The sequence below is a fragment of the Chryseobacterium populi genome (genome assembly GCF_000282115.1).
GTDB classification, from domain to species: domain Bacteria; phylum Bacteroidota; class Bacteroidia; order Flavobacteriales; family Weeksellaceae; genus Chryseobacterium; species Chryseobacterium populi.
This window is the reverse complement of sequence record NZ_AKJY01000046.1, coordinates 19,459-39,296: the sequence shown is the minus strand read 5'-3', so window position 1 is coordinate 39,296 and position 19,838 is coordinate 19,459. Positions and strand designations below refer to the sequence as shown.

Annotated in this window: 25 protein-coding genes; 13 read left to right on the top strand and 12 right to left on the bottom strand. The window is 36.7% G+C overall.

The window, feature by feature from the left end:
• Positions 1-118 precede the first annotated feature (118 nt).
• Entirely contained in the window at positions 119-1,663 is a 1,545-nt protein-coding gene (locus PMI13_RS12625) for a serine hydrolase (protein WP_007844242.1), read from the bottom strand.
• A gap of 75 nt (positions 1,664-1,738) precedes the next feature.
• Here PMI13_RS12625 and PMI13_RS12620 point away from each other — a divergent pair, with 75 nt between their 5' ends.
• The 5 genes from PMI13_RS12620 (at position 1,739) to PMI13_RS12600 (ending at position 4,666) form a co-directional block, all read left to right on the top strand.
• Positions 1,739-2,188 carry a hypothetical protein gene (locus tag PMI13_RS12620; protein WP_007844241.1) on the top strand — a complete coding sequence of 150 codons (450 nt, stop codon included), beginning with the start codon at positions 1,739-1,741 and terminating at the stop codon, positions 2,186-2,188.
• On the top strand, positions 2,188-2,682 hold the full coding sequence (locus PMI13_RS12615) for a metallophosphoesterase family protein (RefSeq protein WP_007844240.1): 495 nt from the start codon (positions 2,188-2,190) through the stop codon (positions 2,680-2,682). Before PMI13_RS12620 ends, PMI13_RS12615 begins: the two co-directional genes overlap by 1 nt.
• Before the next feature lie 86 nt (positions 2,683-2,768).
• A complete protein-coding gene (locus tag PMI13_RS12610) occupies positions 2,769-3,263 on the top strand; it encodes a Smr/MutS family protein (RefSeq protein ID WP_007844239.1) in 495 nt (164 codons plus the stop codon).
• Positions 3,264-3,281: 18 nt separating this feature from the next.
• A complete protein-coding gene (locus tag PMI13_RS12605) occupies positions 3,282-3,998 on the top strand; it encodes a DUF3822 family protein (protein WP_007844238.1) in 717 nt (238 codons plus the stop codon).
• An 89-nt stretch (positions 3,999-4,087) separates the two neighbouring features.
• Positions 4,088-4,666 carry an RsmD family RNA methyltransferase gene (locus PMI13_RS12600; protein WP_007844236.1) on the top strand — a complete coding sequence of 193 codons (579 nt, stop codon included), beginning with the start codon at positions 4,088-4,090 and terminating at the stop codon, positions 4,664-4,666.
• Here the strand turns inward: PMI13_RS12600 and PMI13_RS12595 are convergent.
• Positions 4,663-5,010 (bottom strand): winged helix-turn-helix transcriptional regulator, encoded by a 348-nt coding sequence (locus PMI13_RS12595; RefSeq protein ID WP_007844234.1) that lies wholly within the window; start codon positions 5,008-5,010, stop codon positions 4,663-4,665. The two genes, PMI13_RS12600 and PMI13_RS12595, sit on opposite strands and share 4 nt — an antisense overlap.
• A gap of 83 nt (positions 5,011-5,093) precedes the next feature.
• On the opposite strand from PMI13_RS12595, the gene PMI13_RS12590 reads away from it, so the two are divergent.
• Positions 5,094-5,693: a nitroreductase family protein gene (locus PMI13_RS12590; protein WP_007844233.1), complete on the top strand. Its 600-nt coding sequence runs from the start codon at positions 5,094-5,096 to the stop codon at positions 5,691-5,693.
• 36 nt (positions 5,694-5,729) lie between these two features.
• On the opposite strand, the gene PMI13_RS20670 is transcribed toward PMI13_RS12590, so the two are convergent.
• From PMI13_RS20670 to PMI13_RS12555, 8 genes are all read right to left on the bottom strand, one after another.
• Positions 5,730-6,506, bottom strand: coding sequence for a hypothetical protein (locus PMI13_RS20670; protein ID WP_007844232.1), 777 nt, complete (start codon positions 6,504-6,506; stop codon positions 5,730-5,732).
• Positions 6,507-6,844: 338 nt separating this feature from the next.
• A complete protein-coding gene (murI, locus tag PMI13_RS12580; protein ID WP_007844231.1) occupies positions 6,845-7,675 on the bottom strand; it encodes a glutamate racemase in 831 nt (276 codons plus the stop codon).
• A 44-nt stretch (positions 7,676-7,719) separates the two neighbouring features.
• Complete coding sequence (locus PMI13_RS20665; RefSeq protein ID WP_007844230.1) at positions 7,720-8,412, bottom strand: DUF4139 domain-containing protein; 693 nt, start codon at positions 8,410-8,412, stop codon at positions 7,720-7,722.
• The gene (locus tag PMI13_RS20660; RefSeq protein ID WP_007844229.1) at positions 8,403-9,263 is read right to left on the bottom strand and encodes a DUF4139 domain-containing protein; all 861 of its coding nucleotides are present in this window, start codon (positions 9,261-9,263) and stop codon (positions 8,403-8,405) included. Before PMI13_RS20660 ends, PMI13_RS20665 begins: the two co-directional genes overlap by 10 nt.
• 51 nt (positions 9,264-9,314) lie before the next feature.
• Entirely contained in the window at positions 9,315-10,439 is a 1,125-nt protein-coding gene (hemW, locus tag PMI13_RS12570; protein WP_081491303.1) for a radical SAM family heme chaperone HemW, read from the bottom strand.
• A 50-nt stretch (positions 10,440-10,489) separates the two neighbouring features.
• Positions 10,490-11,440, bottom strand: a complete 951-nt coding sequence (locus PMI13_RS12565; protein WP_007844219.1) for a PorP/SprF family type IX secretion system membrane protein — start codon at positions 11,438-11,440, stop codon at positions 10,490-10,492.
• A gap of 51 nt (positions 11,441-11,491) precedes the next feature.
• Positions 11,492-12,556 carry an RluA family pseudouridine synthase gene (locus tag PMI13_RS12560; protein WP_007844218.1) on the bottom strand — a complete coding sequence of 355 codons (1,065 nt, stop codon included), beginning with the start codon at positions 12,554-12,556 and terminating at the stop codon, positions 11,492-11,494.
• Between the two features lie 71 nt (positions 12,557-12,627).
• Positions 12,628-13,734, bottom strand: coding sequence for a PASTA domain-containing protein (locus tag PMI13_RS12555; RefSeq protein ID WP_007844217.1), 1,107 nt, complete (start codon positions 13,732-13,734; stop codon positions 12,628-12,630).
• Between the two features lie 156 nt (positions 13,735-13,890).
• On the opposite strand from PMI13_RS12555, the gene PMI13_RS12550 reads away from it, so the two are divergent.
• The 3 genes from PMI13_RS12550 to PMI13_RS12540 all read left to right on the top strand — a co-directional run bounded on the left by PMI13_RS12550 (position 13,891) and on the right by PMI13_RS12540 (position 16,066).
• On the top strand, positions 13,891-14,883 hold the full coding sequence (locus PMI13_RS12550) for a D-alanine--D-alanine ligase (RefSeq protein ID WP_034670457.1): 993 nt from the start codon (positions 13,891-13,893) through the stop codon (positions 14,881-14,883).
• Between the two features lie 2 nt (positions 14,884-14,885).
• Positions 14,886-15,350, top strand: a complete 465-nt coding sequence (gene coaD, locus PMI13_RS12545; RefSeq protein ID WP_007844215.1) for a pantetheine-phosphate adenylyltransferase — start codon at positions 14,886-14,888, stop codon at positions 15,348-15,350.
• A gap of 83 nt (positions 15,351-15,433) precedes the next feature.
• Entirely contained in the window at positions 15,434-16,066 is a 633-nt protein-coding gene (locus tag PMI13_RS12540) for a trimeric intracellular cation channel family protein (protein ID WP_007844214.1), read from the top strand.
• A 50-nt stretch (positions 16,067-16,116) separates the two neighbouring features.
• On the opposite strand, the gene PMI13_RS12535 is transcribed toward PMI13_RS12540, so the two are convergent.
• Both PMI13_RS12535 and PMI13_RS12530 read right to left on the bottom strand, forming a co-directional pair.
• Positions 16,117-16,683 carry a tetratricopeptide repeat protein gene (locus PMI13_RS12535; protein ID WP_007844213.1) on the bottom strand — a complete coding sequence of 189 codons (567 nt, stop codon included), beginning with the start codon at positions 16,681-16,683 and terminating at the stop codon, positions 16,117-16,119.
• A 61-nt stretch (positions 16,684-16,744) separates the two neighbouring features.
• Positions 16,745-17,239 carry a dihydrofolate reductase gene (locus PMI13_RS12530; protein ID WP_007844211.1) on the bottom strand — a complete coding sequence of 165 codons (495 nt, stop codon included), beginning with the start codon at positions 17,237-17,239 and terminating at the stop codon, positions 16,745-16,747.
• Between the two features lie 73 nt (positions 17,240-17,312).
• Between PMI13_RS12530 and PMI13_RS12525 the strand changes: the two genes are divergently transcribed.
• From PMI13_RS12525 to PMI13_RS12510, 4 genes are all read left to right on the top strand, one after another.
• On the top strand, positions 17,313-17,921 hold the full coding sequence (locus PMI13_RS12525; protein WP_007844210.1) for a LemA family protein: 609 nt from the start codon (positions 17,313-17,315) through the stop codon (positions 17,919-17,921).
• A complete protein-coding gene (locus PMI13_RS12520) occupies positions 17,921-18,349 on the top strand; it encodes a TPM domain-containing protein (protein WP_007844209.1) in 429 nt (142 codons plus the stop codon). The genes PMI13_RS12525 and PMI13_RS12520 overlap by 1 nt, the downstream gene beginning before the upstream one ends.
• Entirely contained in the window at positions 18,330-19,130 is an 801-nt protein-coding gene (locus PMI13_RS12515) for a TPM domain-containing protein (protein WP_007844207.1), read from the top strand. The genes PMI13_RS12520 and PMI13_RS12515 overlap by 20 nt, the downstream gene beginning before the upstream one ends.
• A 184-nt stretch (positions 19,131-19,314) precedes the next feature.
• Positions 19,315-19,836 carry an NAD(P)H-dependent oxidoreductase gene (locus PMI13_RS12510; RefSeq protein ID WP_007844206.1) on the top strand — a complete coding sequence of 174 codons (522 nt, stop codon included), beginning with the start codon at positions 19,315-19,317 and terminating at the stop codon, positions 19,834-19,836.
• Positions 19,837-19,838: the final 2 nt, after the last annotated feature.

The window sequence follows — 19,838 nt, the reverse complement described above, 5'->3', positions numbered from 1 at the left end:
AAACTACAAATTTTGAGACAGAAAAAAGACTGCCCCTTTTGAGACAGCCTCTTTCTCTCTTTAGATCAGTAGAACATCTTACAATTCTGCAATTTTGCGATTCAGCCTTTCAGCAAAACTACTTCCTCTTCAAATCAAGATCATCAAAATCAAAACTGAAATCTGTAATATCAGAGATTGGCTTCAAATGAGCAGAATGTGCTTTTCCCGTTTCATCATAATCAAAAATAATATAGGCATCAGCATCATAGCTTCTGTCATCCCATTTGATGATGAAAGAATTATTTGAAAAAGGGAGCAATTCTCCTTTCAGCCTTGGAGAGTTTTTACATGAAATTCTGTATGTATTTCCTTGTTGAACAATATCAGCATCACCAAACCATTGGTCGCTATATGTTCCCAAGAACTGCTCCGGCTTTGGTTGAAGGTTTTTCTCTTTTCTGAAAGCATCAGATTTTGCAAAAGCTTCTTTCTTTTGTTTATCGAAAGCTTCCTCCTGCTTCTTCATTCTGTCCCCATAAGTTTTCAGCCAGTTTCTGTCTGCAATCTCCAGATAAGAATCTTTTACTGTATTGGTAATGGTATTAAAGGCTGCTCCTGACTGTTGATTTGTTAAAACTACGATTCCAAGTTTCAGATCCGGAATCAGGGTAAACTGAGTTACCGTTCCGATCAGCCCTCCTGTATGCTGTATTTGTTTATGCCCTTTAACATCACTTAAGAACCAGCCCATTCCATATCCGTAGAAGCTTGTATCATAAGGATTTTTTGGGGCAACACCACTTGGGATCTGTAAACTCCATAGCTGCCGGATCTGCTTATCAGAAACCAGTTTCTTTCCGTCTTTTGTTGTGAAATTATTCAGCAGGCACTCAGCCCAGGTTGTCATGTCTTTGATATTGCTCAGAATTCCTCCGGCAGCATTACCGGTTTCATTCCAGTCGTGCGGAACAGCAATTGCTTTTCCGTCAACCGGAGCATGGGCATCTATTTTATTAGCTACAGCTTTTGCCCTGTTGTAGCTTCCGAAACTCGATGTCATCCCTACCGGTTTCATAATTCTCTGTTCGATAAATTCTGCCCAGTTTAATCCTGAAACCTTGTGAATAACTTCCCCGGCAACGATAAACATGATATTATTATAATCTAAGGTCGTTCTGAAAGGATTTTCAGGCTTAAGATATCTCACGTTGTGTACAATATCATTCACCGTTAAGCTTCCGCCTTCAGGGAAAAACATTAAATCTCCCTGTCCCAATCCTAATCCGGCTCTGTGAGTTACTAAATCTTTGATCGTCACATTCTGGGAAACATACGGATCATACATCTGGAATTCGGGAATATATTTCGAAACTTTATCATCCCAGTTCAGTTTTCCTTCATCAGCTAAAATAGCCAGAGCCGTACAGGTAAATCCTTTTGAATTGGAAGCAATCCCCACCAGTGTATTGTCGTCCATCGGCTGTTTCGTAGTTAAAGAACGTACTCCAAACCCTTTTGAGTAAATGAGTTTTCCATCTTTAATAATTCCTACGGACATTCCCGGAACATCAAAAGTTTTTAAAGTATTCTGGATCAGCTCATCCAGTTTTTTCTCTTCAACCTGTGCGGAGAATAATCCAACCGCTAAAAGAAAAATGAAAAAAGAAAGTTTCTGCTTCATTATTTTTAAATTTTCTCAAAGTTAATCAATTCAGTATTATTAAGTAAATTTGAACTTTATTTTAAACACCGAAAAATGACTTTAAAAAAACTAATCCCTTTCTTTTTATTCTTACTGGGCTTCAATTTATATTTCTCTCAGGAAGTAGTGATCAAAGAAGACAAAGTGCTTCTTGACGGAAAACAGATTTTAAAAGCAGAGAAAATCAATGTAGCACAGTATTCATTTTTCACGATGAAAGATGATGAAGAAATTCTGCTTTACCGGTATATGGATAATGAATCACCCAAATATGGTGATGATGACTACTATGTTTTGAATTTCCTGACTGAAAAAACTAAAGTAGAATCAAGGGATTTTACAAAAATTTTAAATTTCATGAATTCCAGGAAAGGAATGGAAAAACTGATCAAATGGCTTCTTAAGGAAAGAGTGATTAATAGTGATGGCGAACTTAATTCTGAGCGTGTTGCTATTTTCAAGGAAAAATATGATGAAAACATTACTGAAAGAACGCTTAGATAATGACCAAAATCCTCCTTCTTTCTGATTCTCACTCTTATATTGATGAACGGATTTTAGATTATGCCCGGCAGGCCGACGAAATCTGGCATTGTGGAGATTTCGGAAGTTTTGAAATCATTGAGCAGCTTGAAAAAATTAAACCGTTGAAAGGCGTTTACGGAAATATTGACAATGCAAAAATCCGTTCTGAATTTCCTGAAGTAAGCCGTTTTTTTTGTGAGAACCTTGAAGTTTTAATGATCCATATCGGTGGCTATCCGGGAAGGTATACTCCTCTGGCTAAGAAAGAGATTTCTGAAAAAACTCCGAAATTATTTATTTCAGGACATTCCCATATTCTGAAAGCCATGTTTGATGAAAAAAATAATCTGCTGCACCTGAATCCCGGTGCCTGTGGAAAACAAGGATGGCATAAAATGCGGACGATGATGCGTTTTGTGATTGATGGTGAAGAAATAAAAGACCTGGAGATTATTGAACTTGGTCTGAAATAGCCTTAAATTTGCAATTATAATTCGGAACAATTTAAAATCTTCAATACATTTTATTTCGTTCAAATGATAAAAGTTATCTAAAAAATATGAAGATTGGTGATCACGTTTCGGTGGTAGATGAAAATTTAAGCGGAACAATAACTTCTGTGAACGGAAATATTGTGGTTTTTAAGGACGAATACGGATTTATCTATCAATATCCGAAAGAAAAACTGGTTCCTAAAAATGCATCGTTATATGAAAATATGAAAGTGGTAAAAAAAACGGAACCTAAAAAAACAATTTCCAAAAGTCATCAGAAAAATCCTCTTATCCTGGATTTACACTTTCATAACCTGGTTAAAAACCCCAATGATTATGACAGTTTTGAAAGGCTTTTCATTCAAAAGGAAAAATTACTGGAGGTATTGGCATTCTGCAGGAAAAATCATCTGAAAAGACTTGAAATTGTACATGGTATCGGTGATGGAATACTTCAGAGATTGGTCTGGGATACGCTGGAAAGTCAAACCCATCTTGATTTTTATAATAAGGAAATACTTCATCATCAATCGGGTGCGGTTATGGTAGAATTTCACTAAATTTGCATCAATTGTAATATGAACGTACTTAATTTACTTTTTACCAAAGACGGATTGATCTACCAGATTGCTAGAAACAAAAGCATTGTGGAGGAAAAATCTTATTTCGTGAACGAAGAATCACCCAAAGATCTTATTATTCAAAAGCTGGATGACGTTTTAATCAAGCAAAGGTTTGACGAAATTTCTGTGATCTCAGCATTGAATCATTTTACCCTGATGCCTGAAGGATTTTCCGAACATGAGGCCGGCTTTGATTTAATTGCTTTCAATGCGCCTGCTGACAAAGAAAATGAAGAACTGATGCTTTCCGTGAACAAAAAATTCAAAGTTCAGTTTTATTATACTTTCCCGAAAAATTTTTATAAAAAAATAAAAGAGCTGGCGATTCCTGTTCATTTTAATTTTTCCGGGGAGAAGTTTTTAAATTCGATCAATAATAAAAGTAATAAAGAAATTCATATCAATCTTTATCACAATCAATGTGAATTTTTCGCGATTGATCATAAAAATATCATCTTATATAATAATCTGGACGTGAATTCTGAAGTTGATTTTCTTTATTTCATCATGTTTACCTTAAAAAAGATAGGTTTTGGAATTAATGAAACCCATTTTTTTGCCTATGGTGAAACCACAGAAAACGAAACCTTCATTTCGGAACTGCAAAAGTTTGTCAAAAACATGAAGATTGTATTTGATAATGTTCCCAATAAGAATTTCATCCTCAATTAGGTTGCAGGCCGCAGGTAATAGGGAGAGAACCCAAACTTTAACTTCAACACCTGCCACCTATAATCTACTTACTAAACTTTAACAACAATATGTACAGAATCATCTCAGGCAAGTGGAAAGCCAAAAAAATAGCAGCCCCAAAAAATTTTGATGTAAGGCCCACTACGGATTTTGCAAAAGAAGCTTTGTTCAGCATCCTTGAGAACACCTATGATATGCAGTCGATTTCTGTACTGGACCTGTTTGCAGGGATTGGCTCTATAAGCTTTGAATTCGCCTCAAGAGGCTGCAAGGATGTAACATCCGTTGAAATGAACCCGAAACATACAAGTTTTCTTAATTCTACAGCATCTGAACTGGATATGTCTTTACAGGTAAATGTTCAGCGGGGAGATGTTTTTGACTGGCTGAAAAAATTCAGAAACAGAAAAGCATTTGAAATTGTTTTTGCCGATGCTCCTTTTGAAACTGAAGAAAAAAAATATTATGAAATGCTTTCCCTGGTTTTAAACAATAAGTATCTGAAAGAAAACGGAATTTTTATTGTTGAGCATCAGAGCCGTTTAAAATTTGATCATCCGAATCTTAAAGATACCAGAAAATACGGAAATGTGAGTTTCAGTTTTTTTGAACCAAATAAAGAAGAAATCAATAATCAGGGACTTTAATTCCTGATTATTTTTTTTGAGTTTTCTACGGCTCCCTCTCCCCATTTTGTAATTTCGTTTAAAACAGGAAGCAAGGTTTTTCCAAAATCTGTTAAAGCATATTCTACCATTAACGGCGGCTTTTCCGTAAAAACTTTTCTGTCAATAATATTATCTTCTTCCAGCTGTTTGAGCTGAAGGCTTAATGTTCTTTCTGTGATCGTAGGTATAAGTTTCCTCAATTCATTATATCTTTTGACTCCATCAATTAAGTGGAATAAAATCACTGCTTTCCATTTTCCACCAATAAACCTCATGGTTACGCTGGTACAGCAAGGGTAGGTTTTGTTATCTACTGTATACATTTTTGTACTATCATTTTAGACCGTTATTGCAAAGTTAAGAAACTTAAATTAATTTTGTAACTATAAAAATGATAGTATAAATTATGAACTTTCTTGAAAAAATGAAAACGAGGTATACGGTTAAAAAGTATAATCCTCAAGGGGCAATAAGCAGTGAGCAAATCAATCAGCTTAAAGAAATCCTGAATCTGAGCCCGTCATCAATCAACAGCCAGCCATGGAATTTTGTCTTTGTGAATGATCCCGGAGTTAAAGAACAATTGGCAGAAGCATCTTATTTCAACAAAGGAAAAGTTCTGGACAGTAGTCAATTAATTGTTTTCCAGGTAATTAAAAATACTGAAGATTTTGAGCGACAAATTGAAGAGAACCTGCCTGAAGGCTCTGTAAATTATTACAGAACAATGGTAAAGCCCAAAGGTGAAGAAGCAATAAAATCGTGGCTGGGGCATCAGGTCTACCTGTCATTGGGCGTTTTACTTTCTGCCTGTGCTGCGATGGGAATTGATTCTACCCCGATGGAAGGAATAGAAACAGATAAGTATGATGAAATCTTAAAAAATGGGGCTTACGAAACCCTATTTGCCGTTGTAATCGGAGAAAGATCGGAGAATGACAGCAATAATCCGGTTGTAACTCCGAAAAGGAGATTAGAATCTGAAAAGATTATTCTTGAGGTATAAAAAAAGACTCACTGCTGAGTCTTTTTTTGTTTCTAATTAATTGATATAGGATGCATTAAATGACATTGAAATCGGGAGACAGGACATATTGGCTCCGGAAGTAGTCCCTATGTTATTTGATCTTATCATTCTTACATCCAGTGTGTGGTTGCCTGCCGTTAAAAACTTAACCGCACTTAATGTATATTGGGTCTGCCTGCTTGGAGCCAGTCTCTCCTGAGTCTTTAAATAAACATTGGAAGCCACTCCGTCTATAAATAGAGTCGCCTGATAGTAAGCCGCACCACTTCCTGCCGGAAAAGTTATATAATCAATTCCCAACATAAAATTAATAAATACAGCCTTACCTCCTGTCGGAATATTGATTATCTGGCTGGAGCCCGGAATTAATGTATAGGCTAAATCATTAACATTAAAGTTAGCACCTGTTACAGAGGCAACTTCTGCCGTAGTAGTATTTGTAGCCGTAGGATTAGGCAAGGTAACTACTCTTCCGGAAGCATCTACCCCGATTGTCTGTCCTGTTGACACAGGTGTCGCAGAAGTCAGATTTGTAAATCTTAATCCGCTGACATTGGCTGTCCCGGAATTGATTTCAACTTTTGCATTGGGAACAATAGTTCCCACACCAATATTTCCTGCAGAAGTCACAACAAAGTCATTCTGCTGTTGGGCTGCCGTTGGTGCACCAGAAAAGCTATTGTCTTTGCCGGCATCCACATGAAAAGCTCCTTGTGGATTTGGAGTGCTTATACCAACTTGTGCATATAAAATGGCACTAGAAACCATTGCTACAAATAAAACTTTTTTCATACGTTTTTTAATCTTGTTGTTAGAATCTGTTTATAATTTTAGTTAGCATATAGTCTGGTTTACGATATCTTATTACGGATGATCTCACGTGAATACTACAGGATCTTTGAATATCAGCAGTATGTATTGAGAATAAAAAGTTGCTAAACCCAAAAATATAGGATCTATTCTTGTCTAAGGAATTAAAACCGTACTAATAAAATAGCCTGACTGTAATAAAAATAATACAAATTATAAGTTAAAACAGAGATGTATCTACAGTTTTCAAAATACTTTCAATAAAAAATGCCCCAAAAAAGTTAGACACTTTTTGGGGGCACTCTATTACCGAGGCATTTTTATAATACTTTTAATTCCAGGTCGATGGTTTTACCAAAGAATTTTTTAGAGATCTTTTCAAAATTTTTGGTCAGATCCGAAAGATAGAAATGATAATTAGGTTTGGGATTCTGATCATTCAGAAGGTTATACTTATCCAGGATAATTTTCAGCTGATTGGCTACAATATTCGGAGAATCAATCACACGAACGCGGTTTCCATAGTATTGTTTGATTTCATCAATCAGAAGCGGATAATGGGTACATCCTAAAATCAGTGTTTCAATATTTTTTAATTTACTGTTACTTAAATAATTATAAATAATTGCATGGGTAATCGGATGATTTTTAAACCCTTCTTCAATGGCAGGAACCAATAAAGGAGTGGCCAGCTCATCAACTTTAATCCATTTATTATGCTTTCTGATGCTCTTTTTATACAAACCTGAATTTACTGTAGCTTTGGTAGCAATAACACCGACGTTATTGTGAATTTCATACGAAACTTTTTCAGCAACGGGATTAATCACGTCAATTACCGGGACTTTTCCGGCTACAGATTCCATTACTTCATTCAAAGCATTAGCTGTTGCCGTATTACAGGCAATAACAATCGCCTTACAGTTTTGCTGTAATAAAAAGTTGGTGATTTTCGTAGAATATTCAATAATCGCTTCTCTGGATTTTTCACCATACGGAAGGTGTTTTGTATCCCCGAAATAAATTAAATCTTCATTGGGAAGAAGTCTTTTAATTTCCCTGGCAACCGTTAAGCCTCCCACTCCACTATCAAAAATTCCGATAGGCTGCTTTGAGGAAAGATGCGAATAATCTTGTTTTTTAGTTTTCAAAATGAACTGAAATTTTATACAAAAATAGTGAATAGAATGATATGTTAATTAAGATTACTGATTGAATAATCTTTCGGATACCTTACTTTATAACGTATTCTGAATTTTTTGGTCTCTGATGGTGATATTTTTACATTCCACGTCATAAAGCCTTTTTCTTTATCAAGCTCTGCCTGCTCGCTCTGCAGCAATTCTATTTTGACAGCTTCATCTTTACTTAACGGGAACTGGTCTTTAACTTCTATATTTACCATATCTTTCTTGTTATTGCGTACAATAATATCATACGTAAATGTCTTTTCCTGATATGAAGAGAAAAATTTCTCATTCGCTTTATCATCCACTATTTGTATTCGTACACTGATCTTCTTATCATTTCCAAGAGTGATATTGAGTTCATCAGAAGTCTGATTAGGATTAATGGAAGTCTCACCGATATACATGTTTTCAAAAATAATATTGGCCGGAGCTGAGATTAAATTATACTGATTAAAATCCTTTACAGTAGCCATGAGGAAGGCATCATTATTCTGTTTTGGCGCTGTAAAATATTTATAGTTTGCAGGAATTTTATCAACTTCAAAGCTGATATCGAACTGATTTTCAACAGTTTTAAAACCAAAAGCGGTTACTACCACTTCCTCAATTTCCTGTGTTTTAACGGTATCACTATTTCTGCTATATCCCTGCGACGCTGCTTTGGCTCTCTCTTCTACGTTATAGGAATCTAAAACCATGGACGCAAAACAGGTGCTGTACTGTTGTGGGTAGATTGTCCGTTGATAAGGGACAGCTTCACTCCTTTCCAGTCTAATCCCGTATCTTGCCTTACTTTTGCTTTAAATATTACATCCAATGGTTCTGAAAGCTTATTCCCTCGTATTTCATAAAAAGGCTGCCATGATACATTCTCAGCCAGGTAATTAATATCCATCTTTACCGCAGTAGCTACGCTGCTCATTATTTTTAAGATCAAAACACCATCTGATGAAGCTTCTTCCATTTCAGAATTAATCTTCAGACTGCTTTTCAGGCGGGATAATTTTTTCTGAAGGTCAGTATTCTTTTTATTGATAGCTGATAAAGCGGTGCTGATCTCAACTCTCTTATTTTTGTAATATTCCGTCAGCTGCATAAGCTGGGCGACATTTGAAGTATTGCTTCCTACCAGAACAGTTTGGTTTTTATCTAAAAGCTCCAGTGTTTTGTTATTCGCTTCAAGTTCTATATTTGATTTCAGAAGAAGTTCCTCTACAATGCTGATGCTGTCCGTTACTTTCTTAATACGCGGATTGGTTTTATCCATATCATATTCAGAAGTATAACTATCCGTATACTGCGAAGACAGAATAGTTACATTTTTATTATTGACATTTAATTGTATTGATCTTTCTTCAATTTCATCGGAGATATTGGTGATCACTACTTCAGATGATCCTGCAGGCAGAGAAAAAGCCACTGAATTCTGTAGTTCAGCCGAGCTTCTGTAAATATTCACCGCATTTACTTTCGCTTTGGCAAAAATTGGCTTCTGGGCAAAATGCAAAGTACTGACACATAGAAAAAATAAGAATAATTTTTTCTTCATAGTTATTGTTTTTTAATTAAAAGTAGAGAATCAAATATACATTAATAAAGCTTACACCAGAAATAAATCCGAAGCAATTCCATCAGCCATAAACCAATGTTTTTCGGGGATTTTCAGATGATTGTCCTCGATAATCAGAATACCTTCTTTTATTTTCGACTGTATTTCTTTTTGAAATGTTTCAAAAATTCCAGCAGAAAATTTGCTGTTTAAACTTTCCAGATCTACGCCCCAGATCGTTCTTAACCCAATCATGATCATTTCATTAAACTGGTCTTCCTGTGAAAGAATTTCCGTTTCTTTTGCTAAAATGGCTGAATTGAGCTTTCTGATGTATTGCTGATTATTGGCAACGTTCCAGCTTCTGATGTCATACCCATTGTAAGAATGGGCAGACGGACCAATTCCAAGGTATTCCTTATATTTCCAGTAAGCCGAATTATGTCTTGAATAAAATCCCGGCTTTGCAAAGTTGGACACTTCGTAATGCTCAAACCGGTTATCTTTCAAAAAGTCTGATAAATAATAGAATTCTTTATTTTGTTCTTCTTCTTTAGGAATTGAAACTTTTCCTTTTGCAATCCAGTTATCCAAGGCTGTTTTCGGCTCAACGGTTAAAGCATAAGAAGAAATATGAGGAACTTCCAGCGCAATGGTTTTATTCAGGTTTTCTTTCCATATTTCAAGACTGGAAGTGGGTGAGCCGTAAATAAGGTCAATGCTTAAATTTTCGAACCCAAAGTCCTGTGCTCTTTTAATGGAGCTTTCTGCTTCCGATGCGGTGTGGGCACGGTTCATCAGTTTAAGGTCTTCCTCAAAAAAGCTTTGTGTTCCGATGGATAAGCGATTAATATAGGATTGGGAAAGGCCTTTCAGGAAATTTTTATCAAGATCATCAGGATTGGCTTCCAATGTAATTTCTATATCATTTTCAAAGCTGAAATATTTCAAAACCTCATCGGTTAACGAGTTGATTTCGGCTGCAGAAAGTATAGACGGGGTGCCACCCCCAAAATAAAGGGATTGCAGTTTTTTATCCTGTAATTCATCTTTTCTCAGAAAGATTTCTTTTTTCATTGCGGCCAGCATTTCATCTTTAAACTGTAAAGATGTTGAGAAATGAAAATTGCAATAGCTGCATTTTTGTTTACAGAAAGGGATGTGAATATAAATCATAAAAAAAGCCCTGAAAAAATCAGAGCTCAAATTTATTTAAATTTAATTAATTAGTATCTATATCCTCTATGATTAATGAAGTTATCAAAGTTATAACCTAATCCGATCATGAAGCTGTTTCCACCATATTCCTGGATATCAGATAATCCAAGGTTGTAGGTAGCACCGATCATAAATTTGTTGAATCTTACTTTAACAATTGGAGAAATACTCAATTGCTGATTATCAAATCTGTTTTGAACCGATCTGTAGTTTACCCCGAAAGAGAATGCATTGATATCATTAAAGAATGTTGCCATTAAGTTATAATCAATAGTTCTCGTTGAGTTGGTATTCAGGTTGATTAATGCAGAGGGTGTTACATACATATTATCTGCAAAATGCCAGTCATATCCTAAATTAAGGAAGAATTTGATGGGCGAAGGCTCGCGTCCGTTAACGATCGATTCATCGTTAGTTAAAGCAATATCATTAACAGAGACTCCTGCAAAGATATTTTTAAATGTTGCTGCTAAACCGAAGTTGGCATAAGCCATGAAAATATTACTTTCATTACCTTGCAGCAATGGGTCATATCCATCTTCAGTATTAATTTTTGAATAATCAAAATTCATATTGTAAAAACTAACACTCGTACCGAAAGAGAACTGGTCTTTTCTTTCGCCTTCGCTACTAAGTGGAATAAAATACGAAGCACCCGCTGTAATACCTCCCGCTGAAATAGGGCCATTACTATCTCTAAAAACTGATATCCCGGCACCTACTCTGTCAAAAATGTTAGCATTGATTCCTACAGATTGTACATTTGGGGACTCGCTAAATTTTGAAAATTGTTGTTGGTAATTAAGGTTGAGCTGAACATAGTCTGTTTTACCGTATTGTGCAGGGTTGAACAGGAACTCACCATCCAAAAGATATTGTTGATAGTATGGTAATGTTTCTTGTGCTTTATATGCATTTGACAAAAGAGCCAAACACACGATAGCATATAGTTTTCTCATAACAAATCTTGATTTCAATTCAACAAATATAAAAAAATTCTCAATATATTTTTAGTTTTCCAAATAATTTCTCCATTTTTTTACAGCATCCGCCATATCTTGAGGCATTGGGCTCTCAAAATACAATTCCTTCTTTGTCGTCGGATGTATAAATCCTAAAGTATGGGCATGAAGCGCATGTCTGGGCAAAATTTCAAAAACATTCTTTATAAACTGCTTATATTTTGGCAGATTAACCCCTCTCAGAGGAGTGTGCCCCTCATATCTTTCATCATTAAACAGCGTATGCCCTATATGTTTAAAATGTGCCCTGATCTGGTGGGTTCTTCCTGTTTCCAGCTTGCATTCCACCCAGGTCATGTATTTAAATCTTTCCAGAACCTTATAATGGGTTACAGCATGTTTCCCCTGACTTCCGTCTTCATAAACAAACATCTGCATCCTGTTTTTCGGGTGTCTTCCGATGTGCCCCCTTATCGTTCCTTCATCATCCTGCACATTTCCCCAGACAAAAGCCCAGTATAATCTTTTGGTTTTTCTTTCAAAAAACTGTTTCGCCAGGAAACTTAATGCATATTCATTCTTGGCAATCACCAGTAAACCTGAAGTATCTTTATCTATCCTGTGAACAAGCCCTACTCTGTCGAGATCAGATTTAGCCCCGTTTTTCTCAAAATGAAATGCCAGAGCATTCACCAACGTACCGTCCCAGTTCCCGAATCCCGGGTGCACTACCATTCCAGGTTCTTTATCTACAACCACCAGGTCATCATCTTCATAAACAATATTAATAGGAATATCCTGCGGGATGATTACATTTTCTCTTGGTGGATGGGCAAGCAGCACCGAAATCTCATCACCCGGTTTCACCCTGTAGTTTTGCTTAACGGGATTACCGTTTACGATAACATTTCCTGCCCTGCAGGTCTGGGAGATTTTATTTCTCGAAGAATTCTGCCGGTATATCAATAAGAACTTATCAATTCTTAATGGTTCTTGTTTAGGATCAACAGTGAGATTAAGATGCTCATACAATCCTTTATTTTCCTCGTCAATATCAATACTGCTGAGATCTGTTAATTCTTCATCTAAAAAATCTTCGTTATCTTCTGTCATGATCTTTATTTTTACACAAAAGGCCTCAACATAATGAAGTTGAAGCCTGTATTTTTTATTATAAACTGCTGTTACTCTACTACGACTTTTTTAGCTTTCGGCTTTTGGGCAGGCTGTTGTGCCACATTATTAGTTGTTGGTTTACCGGTACCCGCAGTATTATTAGCTGGAGTATTATTGGTAGAAGTTTTGGGCTTTGTATCGGTTGTTTTCTGTGCTGTTGTTGATACAGCAGGTTTTGTAGCCGTCGTCTTAGGCGCTTCTGTTTTTACAGGTTCCGGTTTGGGAAGCTCTTTTTTAGGCGCCGGCACCGGTTCATAGACTGGTTCCTGATGAATAGGCACTTCTTCATAATGTACCGGAGGCAGTGATGTATCTACTTTCATACGGTATATGGAATTCAGCTGATCTATTTTAGAGCGCAATTCCGCCGGAGTTTTTTTACTCGCCCAAAGATCCATCTGCATTCCCTGGTCTCTTACATCTCCTGCAGCAGGATCCTGGTAATAAATGATATCAGATTCATCCTGGCTACCGTCTTCATGTTCTACCAATCCTACTTCAAACATGCTTCTGGCAATGATAGCTCTTGCATCTTTTACGGTATATCCCACAACATTAGGAATTGTAATATTTCTCATTGGTCCGGATCCTACGACAACATCAATGGTTGAGAATCTTGGAAGCAATCCTCCGGGCTTCACCGGATTTCCTTTATATAATATTCTTAAAATCGCATCTTTCTGGATACTCGGTTCAAATATCGTATCTCCTACTTTTAAACCCACCTGATCCAGTCTCTGGAAACCTAATCCTGAATATTTATTGATAACATCAGGCACAGCAACAGGAGCCCAGCTTCTTGGGTTTACTCTTAAGCGGATCGCCCTTCCGTCCTTCACACGCGAACCTGAATGCGGAGACATCTGAAGAACCTGAAAAGGCCTGAATTTAGGATCATATTTAGAACTGTCCACTTCATATTCAAGACCATTGTCTTCTAATATTCTGACAGCTTCCTGTACGGATTTATTAACTACATTAGGAACGGGTATTTCCTGACCATGATTGGTATGATACTCTAACCAACGAAACGTTAGCCACACCAACCCCACAAAAACCCCGATGGCTACTAACAAGTTCAGTAAAACTTTCCAATTGAAAAGTGATTTAAGCATACTTAAAAATACTTTAATTATAACGGCAAATATAGCTAATAATTTTAGAATGTGCTTTTTATTTAACACAATTCATTTTTGATCTCAAAATTTATGAAATTACCATCCTGCAATACATAATTTCATTAAATTTGCCTTAATTGATACTATATGGTTATGAGCAAAAAAAGTGTTGCCGTAGTGATGGGAGGATATTCTGACGAATATGTGGTCTCATTAAAAAGCGGTCAATTAATTTATGATTCTTTAGACAGAGATCTCTATAATGTATATAAGGTGGTGGTCCTTAAAGACGAATGGTACTTTTTAGATGAAAACGATAAAAAGCACGGGATCAACAAAGGAGATTTTTCAGTGACTTCAGATAATAACAAGCCGCTAAAATTTGACGTGTGCTTCAATATTATCCACGGAACTCCCGGTGAAAACGGTATTTTGCAGGCCTATTGGGATGCCATAGGACAAGCCTATACGGGATGTGATTTTTACCAGAGTGCTTTGACCTTTAATAAAAAAGATACACTGGCTGTATTATCAAAATATGGAATTCCTTCTGCAAAGAGTGTTTATCTGAGAAAGGGAGAAAGCATTAATGCAGATGAAATTATAGCTAATTTAGGGCTTCCCGTTTTTGTAAAACCCAATCAGTCCGGGTCTTCGCTTGGCATTTCAAAAGTGAAGGATAAAGCAGAATTAATCCCTGCAACTGAAGTGGCTTTCAAAGAAGACAATGAAATTTTAATTGAAAGCTTCTTAGACGGAATGGAAGTTTCTGTAGGAGTGATTGATTTTAAAGGTGAGACCATCGTTCTGGGAATCACAGAAATTGTTCCCCAAAATGAGTTCTTCGACTATGAAGCCAAATATGAAGGGGCTTCGGAAGAGATCACCCCTGCAAGAATTGACGATGAAACTACAAAAAGAGTGGAAGAAATCGCAAAAAGAGCTTATGATTCTTTAGGAATGAGCGGTTTTTCGCGCAGTGAGTTTATTTTAATGGATGGTATTCCTTATATGCTGGAAATGAATACCAACCCAGGATTCTCCCCTGCCAGTATTCTGCCCCAACAGGCAAGACATTATGGAATTTCCATTACAGACCTTTGTGGGAACGAAGTTGAAAAAGCTTTAGCGAAAAAATCGAAGTAAGTATGAAAATAGCTGTTTTCCCTGGATCATTTGATCCTATCACATTAGGTCACTACGATATTATAGAAAGAGCGGCTCCGCTTTTTGATAAACTGATCATCGCAATCGGGCAGAATTCTCAGAAAAAATATATGTTTCCCCTGGAAAAAAGAATGGAATTTATTCAGAATTCCGTTGCCGAATTTCCCAATGTAGAAGTAGATTATTTTGAAGGTCTTACTGTTGATTACTGTTTTGAAAAAAACGCCCAGTTCATCATCCGCGGACTAAGAAATCCAGCCGATTTTGAATTTGAAAAGGCCATCGCCCACACCAACAGAACCCTGGCTCATAAAAAATTAGAAACCGTATTCCTTTTAACCTCTTCAGGAAAATCTTTCATCAGCAGCAGTATTGTAAGAGAAATCATCAACCACGGCGGGGAATACGAACTTTTAGTCCCGGATTCGGTGAGAGTGGAAAAATAATAAACAAATGATGATTGACAGATGATATAATAGTAGAGAATTCGTTTAGAGATCAATCAATCATCATTTATCATTCATATCACATGCACGAACAGTTCAATTTTGCCATAGAAGTCCTTGGAACCGTTTCCTTCTCCATGTCGGGAAGCTTTGCTGCCATGCAGAAACGCCTTGATCCTTTCGGAGTTCTCATTATTGCGTTCGTCACTTCAGTAGGAGGCGGAACGGTACGGGATTTATTGCTTGACATCCCCGTTTTCTGGATGCATGATTTATTAACCTGTGCTGTCATCCTGATCACAAGTATTTTTTCGATGATCTTCAAATCACTGGAAAAAAACTTTAAAGTAACCCTGTTTATCTTTGATAGTTTCGGATTGGGATTATTTACAATTATCGGGGTTCAGAAAGGACTGAATGCCGACATCCATCCCTTGATATGCATTGGCTTAGGTACTATTACAGGTTGTTTCGGGGGAATAATAAGGGATATCCTGCTCAACAGAATCCCTTTGATTTTCAGGAAAGAGATTTATGCTACCGCATGTATTGTCGGTGGATCGGCTTTTTTATTAATGACAAAATACGCACCGTTTTCCTATACTTTTATTCAGATATTTACGATCTTATTAATCGTTGCAATCAGAACTTTTGCCGTAAAATATCACTGGCAGATTCCAAAATTCTACGGCCACGACCATTCTTCCGAAATGTAAACAAAAAATATAGAAAAAGGCTGAAAAAAATTTCAGCCTTTTTATTTTTATTAGAATTTTCCTCTCTGCCTCATATTAGGATTATGCATATGCTTTTGCATGGTTGGCATCTTCAGCTGATCTTTCATCATTTTGATCTGATCGGTCATCATTCCTGCGCTGTCTAACCTCTTTGCTTCTTCAAGGAGTTTTTGCCCTTCCTGCTTTCTTCCTTTAGAAATCGCTGCTGCTGCAAGATTCAGGGTGGCCATTGCCCGGTCATGCTTCATATTCAATCCGTATTCCAATGCTTTTCTCATTAAAGGCTCTACTTTTGTAGGATGCTCCTGGGCTAATGTTAAACCTTGCAGATAATGGAAATATCCATATTGCGATTTATGAAGCTGGCTCTGGTAATTGGTAATTCCGGCAAGATGTGATGCTGCCTTTTCCATGTTCTGTTTTCTCAGTTGCCAGAATGCCAAAAGAATATATTCATTTTTAAAGAACAGTAAAACAGGCAGTGATGCAAGAAGGAAAACTACGATTCCCCAGCCCAGGTTTCTTGTAAAAATCATCATCCAAAGTCCGGTAATGATCAGAAGTGCTGCAATTACAATTTTTATGTACTTGTTCATTATTAAAATTTAGAAGTGCAAAGATAAAGAATTTAGAGGTTACCAATCAGAATTTTCACAACTATTCAGCCTTAATTCTTTCAAAAGTCTGAAAGCAGAAATCATAAGAATTCTTTTCATCTTTTTCATGACAGACCTCATCTGTTTTTTTCCAGATTTTCCCGTCAATCTTCGGAAAGAAAGTATCGGCCTCCAGATCAGCTTTTACTAAAGTTACTTCCAGCTTGTCCACGACATTCATCGTTTGCTCATAGATATTTCCACCACCTATAATAAAAACGTTCTCATCAATTTTTTTAGCAAATTTTACAGCTTCTTTAATGCTTCCGACAATTAAAATACCTTCTTCAAACCAGTCTTTTTTTCTTGAAACAACAATATTGGTACGGTTAGGAAGAGGTTTTCCGATGCTTTCGTAAGTTTTTCTACCCATGATAACCGGATGCCCGGAGGTAATATCTTTAAAATGCTTTAAATCTTTCGGAAGATGCCAGAGCAACTGGTTGTTAAATCCAATTTCGTTTTTCTCTCCCATTGCCACCACTATTGTTGTCATTAAATAATTTTTTACAAAATTAGTACATAATTTGTATATTTGATTAGCACAAAAAAATTAAAAAAAATAAACTATGAAAAATAAAGGTTGTCTGAGTGCCGGAACTATCGGCATTGTTCTTCTTATTATTGTTGCTGTTTTATTCTTCTGGGGAAAAAGCGGATATAATAAATTCGTTACCAAAGAGCAAACCGTTAATACGAAATGGTCTAATATAGAAACCGTTTATCAGAAAAGAGCCAATTTGATTCCTAATCTTGAAAGAACGGTTAAGTCCTATTCAAAATTCGAGCAGGAAACGTTAACTAAAGTAGTTGAAGCCCGTTCCAAAGCTACATCGATCAATATTGATCCTACGAATATGACTGAAGCAGATCTTGCTAAATTCCAGGCTGCACAGGGAGAATTATCCGGTGCTTTGAGCAGATTAATGGCTGTTGTGGAATCTTATCCTAATTTAAAGGCAGATCAGCAATACATCAACTTCCAGAGAGAATACACGGCGATTGAAAACAGTATCAGAACAGAAACTGTTTATTATAACGAAGCCGCTCAGGATTACAATACTTCGATCAAAACTTTCCCGAATAATATCCTGGCAAATTTTACCAACTTTAAAGAAAAACCTTACTTCAAAGCTGAAGCAGGTGCCAATAAAGCTCCTGAAGTATTCTCGGAATAATGAGCAATTTCCTGACAAATCAGCAGATAGCCGCCCTTGTGGAAGCTATTCAGGCGGCAGAAAAACATTCTACAGGCGAGATCAGAGTACATATCGACTCTACCACAGAAAATCATAATGCAGAAACCGCATTTGAAGTTTTCAAAAAGCTTTGTATGAATAATACTGCCGACAGGAATGCTGTGCTTTTTCATGTGAATTTTGAGCAGAAATACCTTACCATTATTGGAGATGTAGGCATTCACGAAAAAGTATATCAATCCTTTTGGGATCATCTGCACGATTATATTACGTCTGAATTTGCCAAAGGAAATTACTTTAAAGCATTGAAAAGTGCAATTCTGGAAACCGGCATTGAACTTAAAAAATATTTTCCCGTAAAGGGAGAAAATCCCAACCAGCTTTCCAATGAAATTACGTTCTCTTAAAATAGTATTTTCATCCCTTTTATTCTGCTTTTACAGTCTCGTATCGGCACAATATACAATTCCCGATAAGCCTGCTGTTTTATACCCCGTTTATGATGAGGCCAACCTTCTTTCACAACAGGAAAAAAACGACCTCAACCAAAAGCTTATCAAGTTTGCAGATTCTACCTCAACGGAAATTGAAGTGGTCATTATCCCTTCTACCAAAGGTGAGGATGTGAATTTTCTGGCAACGATGTTCGGGCAGAAATGGGGAATCGGAAAAAAAGGAGTTGACAACGGTGTTGTGTTCCTGATTGCAACTGAAGACAAAACCATGTCAATTCAACAGGGAAGAGCTGTAGAGCAATACCTAACAGCATCTGTTGCAGGACAGATCCTTGATTATATTGTTACTCCAAATTTTAAGCAAGGACTTTGGTACGAAGGCATCAACCGCGGTACCTCTGCGATTATGGAGGCTGTACAAGGGAAGTTTAAGCCATTGGCCAATGAAGAATCCGGTGGCGGAAGCATATCCAAAATTGTGATCATTGCATTTGTGATCTTCATTATCCTTATTATTTTATTCAGTAACAGAGGTGGCGGTGGCGGAAATAATGATGACGATGATGTGATTATCACCAGAAGAGGCCGTAGAAATTATCCCGGTGGTTTCTTTCCTTTCCCGGGAAGCTTCGGAGGTGGAGGTTTCGGAGGTGGAAGCTCTGGCGGCGGCGGATTTGGAGGCTTCGGAGGTGGCGGAAGTTTCGGCGGTGGTGGTGCCTCCGGAGGATGGTAATTAAAAATATCAAAATACAATCGGTCTTAAAGGCCGATTTTTTTATTTAAAATTCTAAAATAAGACTGTTTCTTTGATTTATCTTAACATTAAGTTTTAATTTTGATACCGAAAAATTAACAAAACCTTCTAAAAAATATCGTTTATTCATTAATTTTTTAATAAATTTACTAAAAACAGGTTCATGAAGAAGACATTGGTAGTTTTTGCGCATCCTTATTTAGAGCACTCCAACTCAAATGTAGAGCTCATTAATTTTTATGTTCGCCACCAGCACTTCACCCTTCGTGACCTTTATGAAGATTATCCGGATTTCCATATCGCTGCCTTCCGGGAACGGAAACGTTTAAAAAGTTATGACCGTTTTATTTTCCAGTTTCCTATCATCTGGTTTGGAATGCCTCCGCTGTTAAGACTATGGATTGATGAAGTTTTTGACCGGAACTGGCTGACAGAAGGAGAACATAATCCACTGGAAGGAAAAGAAGTGTATATCCTGGTAACCACAGGCGGAAAAGAAAGGTCTTTCAGCAAAACAGGAACTTATAAGTATACTGTCGAAGAGCTTATCAGTGGATTAATTGTTTCGCTGAATGTCTTCAAAGCCAATATCAAACATATCAAAATCGTTTATGAGGCCAATAAACTGACGAAAAAAGAGATCATTTTACATAAAAAAGAATTTACGGAACTCCTGAATCAATAAAT

Excerpts from the sequence above, each read along its gene's own strand:
- PMI13_RS12520 (WP_007844209.1), top strand. The coding sequence starts at position 17,921 with ATGAGCAATTTCCTGACAAATCAGCAGATAGCCGCCCTTGTGGAAGCT.
- PMI13_RS20660 (WP_007844229.1), bottom strand. The coding sequence starts at position 9,263 with ATGAAGAAAAAATTATTCTTATTTTTTCTATGTGTCAGTACTTTGCAT.
- PMI13_RS12550 (WP_034670457.1), top strand. The coding sequence starts at position 13,891 with ATGAGCAAAAAAAGTGTTGCCGTAGTGATGGGAGGATATTCTGACGAA.
- PMI13_RS12610 (WP_007844239.1), top strand. The coding sequence starts at position 2,769 with ATGAAGATTGGTGATCACGTTTCGGTGGTAGATGAAAATTTAAGCGGA.
- PMI13_RS12525 (WP_007844210.1), top strand. The coding sequence starts at position 17,313 with ATGAAAAATAAAGGTTGTCTGAGTGCCGGAACTATCGGCATTGTTCTT.
- PMI13_RS20670 (WP_007844232.1), bottom strand. The coding sequence starts at position 6,506 with ATGAAAAAAGTTTTATTTGTAGCAATGGTTTCTAGTGCCATTTTATAT.
- PMI13_RS12600 (WP_007844236.1), top strand. The coding sequence starts at position 4,088 with ATGTACAGAATCATCTCAGGCAAGTGGAAAGCCAAAAAAATAGCAGCC.
- PMI13_RS12625 (WP_007844242.1), bottom strand. The coding sequence starts at position 1,663 with ATGAAGCAGAAACTTTCTTTTTTCATTTTTCTTTTAGCGGTTGGATTA.
- PMI13_RS12565 (WP_007844219.1), bottom strand. The coding sequence starts at position 11,440 with ATGAGAAAACTATATGCTATCGTGTGTTTGGCTCTTTTGTCAAATGCA.
- hemW (WP_081491303.1), bottom strand. The coding sequence starts at position 10,439 with ATGATTTATATTCACATCCCTTTCTGTAAACAAAAATGCAGCTATTGC.
- PMI13_RS12515 (WP_007844207.1), top strand. The coding sequence starts at position 18,330 with ATGAAATTACGTTCTCTTAAAATAGTATTTTCATCCCTTTTATTCTGC.
- PMI13_RS12605 (WP_007844238.1), top strand. The coding sequence starts at position 3,282 with ATGAACGTACTTAATTTACTTTTTACCAAAGACGGATTGATCTACCAG.
- PMI13_RS12620 (WP_007844241.1), top strand. The coding sequence starts at position 1,739 with ATGACTTTAAAAAAACTAATCCCTTTCTTTTTATTCTTACTGGGCTTC.
- PMI13_RS12555 (WP_007844217.1), bottom strand. The coding sequence starts at position 13,734 with ATGCTTAAATCACTTTTCAATTGGAAAGTTTTACTGAACTTGTTAGTA.
- PMI13_RS12535 (WP_007844213.1), bottom strand. The coding sequence starts at position 16,683 with ATGAACAAGTACATAAAAATTGTAATTGCAGCACTTCTGATCATTACC.
- PMI13_RS20665 (WP_007844230.1), bottom strand. The coding sequence starts at position 8,412 with ATGGTTTTAGATTCCTATAACGTAGAAGAGAGAGCCAAAGCAGCGTCG.
- PMI13_RS12595 (WP_007844234.1), bottom strand. The coding sequence starts at position 5,010 with ATGTATACAGTAGATAACAAAACCTACCCTTGCTGTACCAGCGTAACC.
- PMI13_RS12615 (WP_007844240.1), top strand. The coding sequence starts at position 2,188 with ATGACCAAAATCCTCCTTCTTTCTGATTCTCACTCTTATATTGATGAA.
- PMI13_RS12540 (WP_007844214.1), top strand. The coding sequence starts at position 15,434 with ATGCACGAACAGTTCAATTTTGCCATAGAAGTCCTTGGAACCGTTTCC.
- PMI13_RS12560 (WP_007844218.1), bottom strand. The coding sequence starts at position 12,556 with ATGACAGAAGATAACGAAGATTTTTTAGATGAAGAATTAACAGATCTC.
- coaD (WP_007844215.1), top strand. The coding sequence starts at position 14,886 with ATGAAAATAGCTGTTTTCCCTGGATCATTTGATCCTATCACATTAGGT.
- PMI13_RS12530 (WP_007844211.1), bottom strand. The coding sequence starts at position 17,239 with ATGACAACAATAGTGGTGGCAATGGGAGAGAAAAACGAAATTGGATTT.
- PMI13_RS12510 (WP_007844206.1), top strand. The coding sequence starts at position 19,315 with ATGAAGAAGACATTGGTAGTTTTTGCGCATCCTTATTTAGAGCACTCC.
- PMI13_RS12590 (WP_007844233.1), top strand. The coding sequence starts at position 5,094 with ATGAACTTTCTTGAAAAAATGAAAACGAGGTATACGGTTAAAAAGTAT.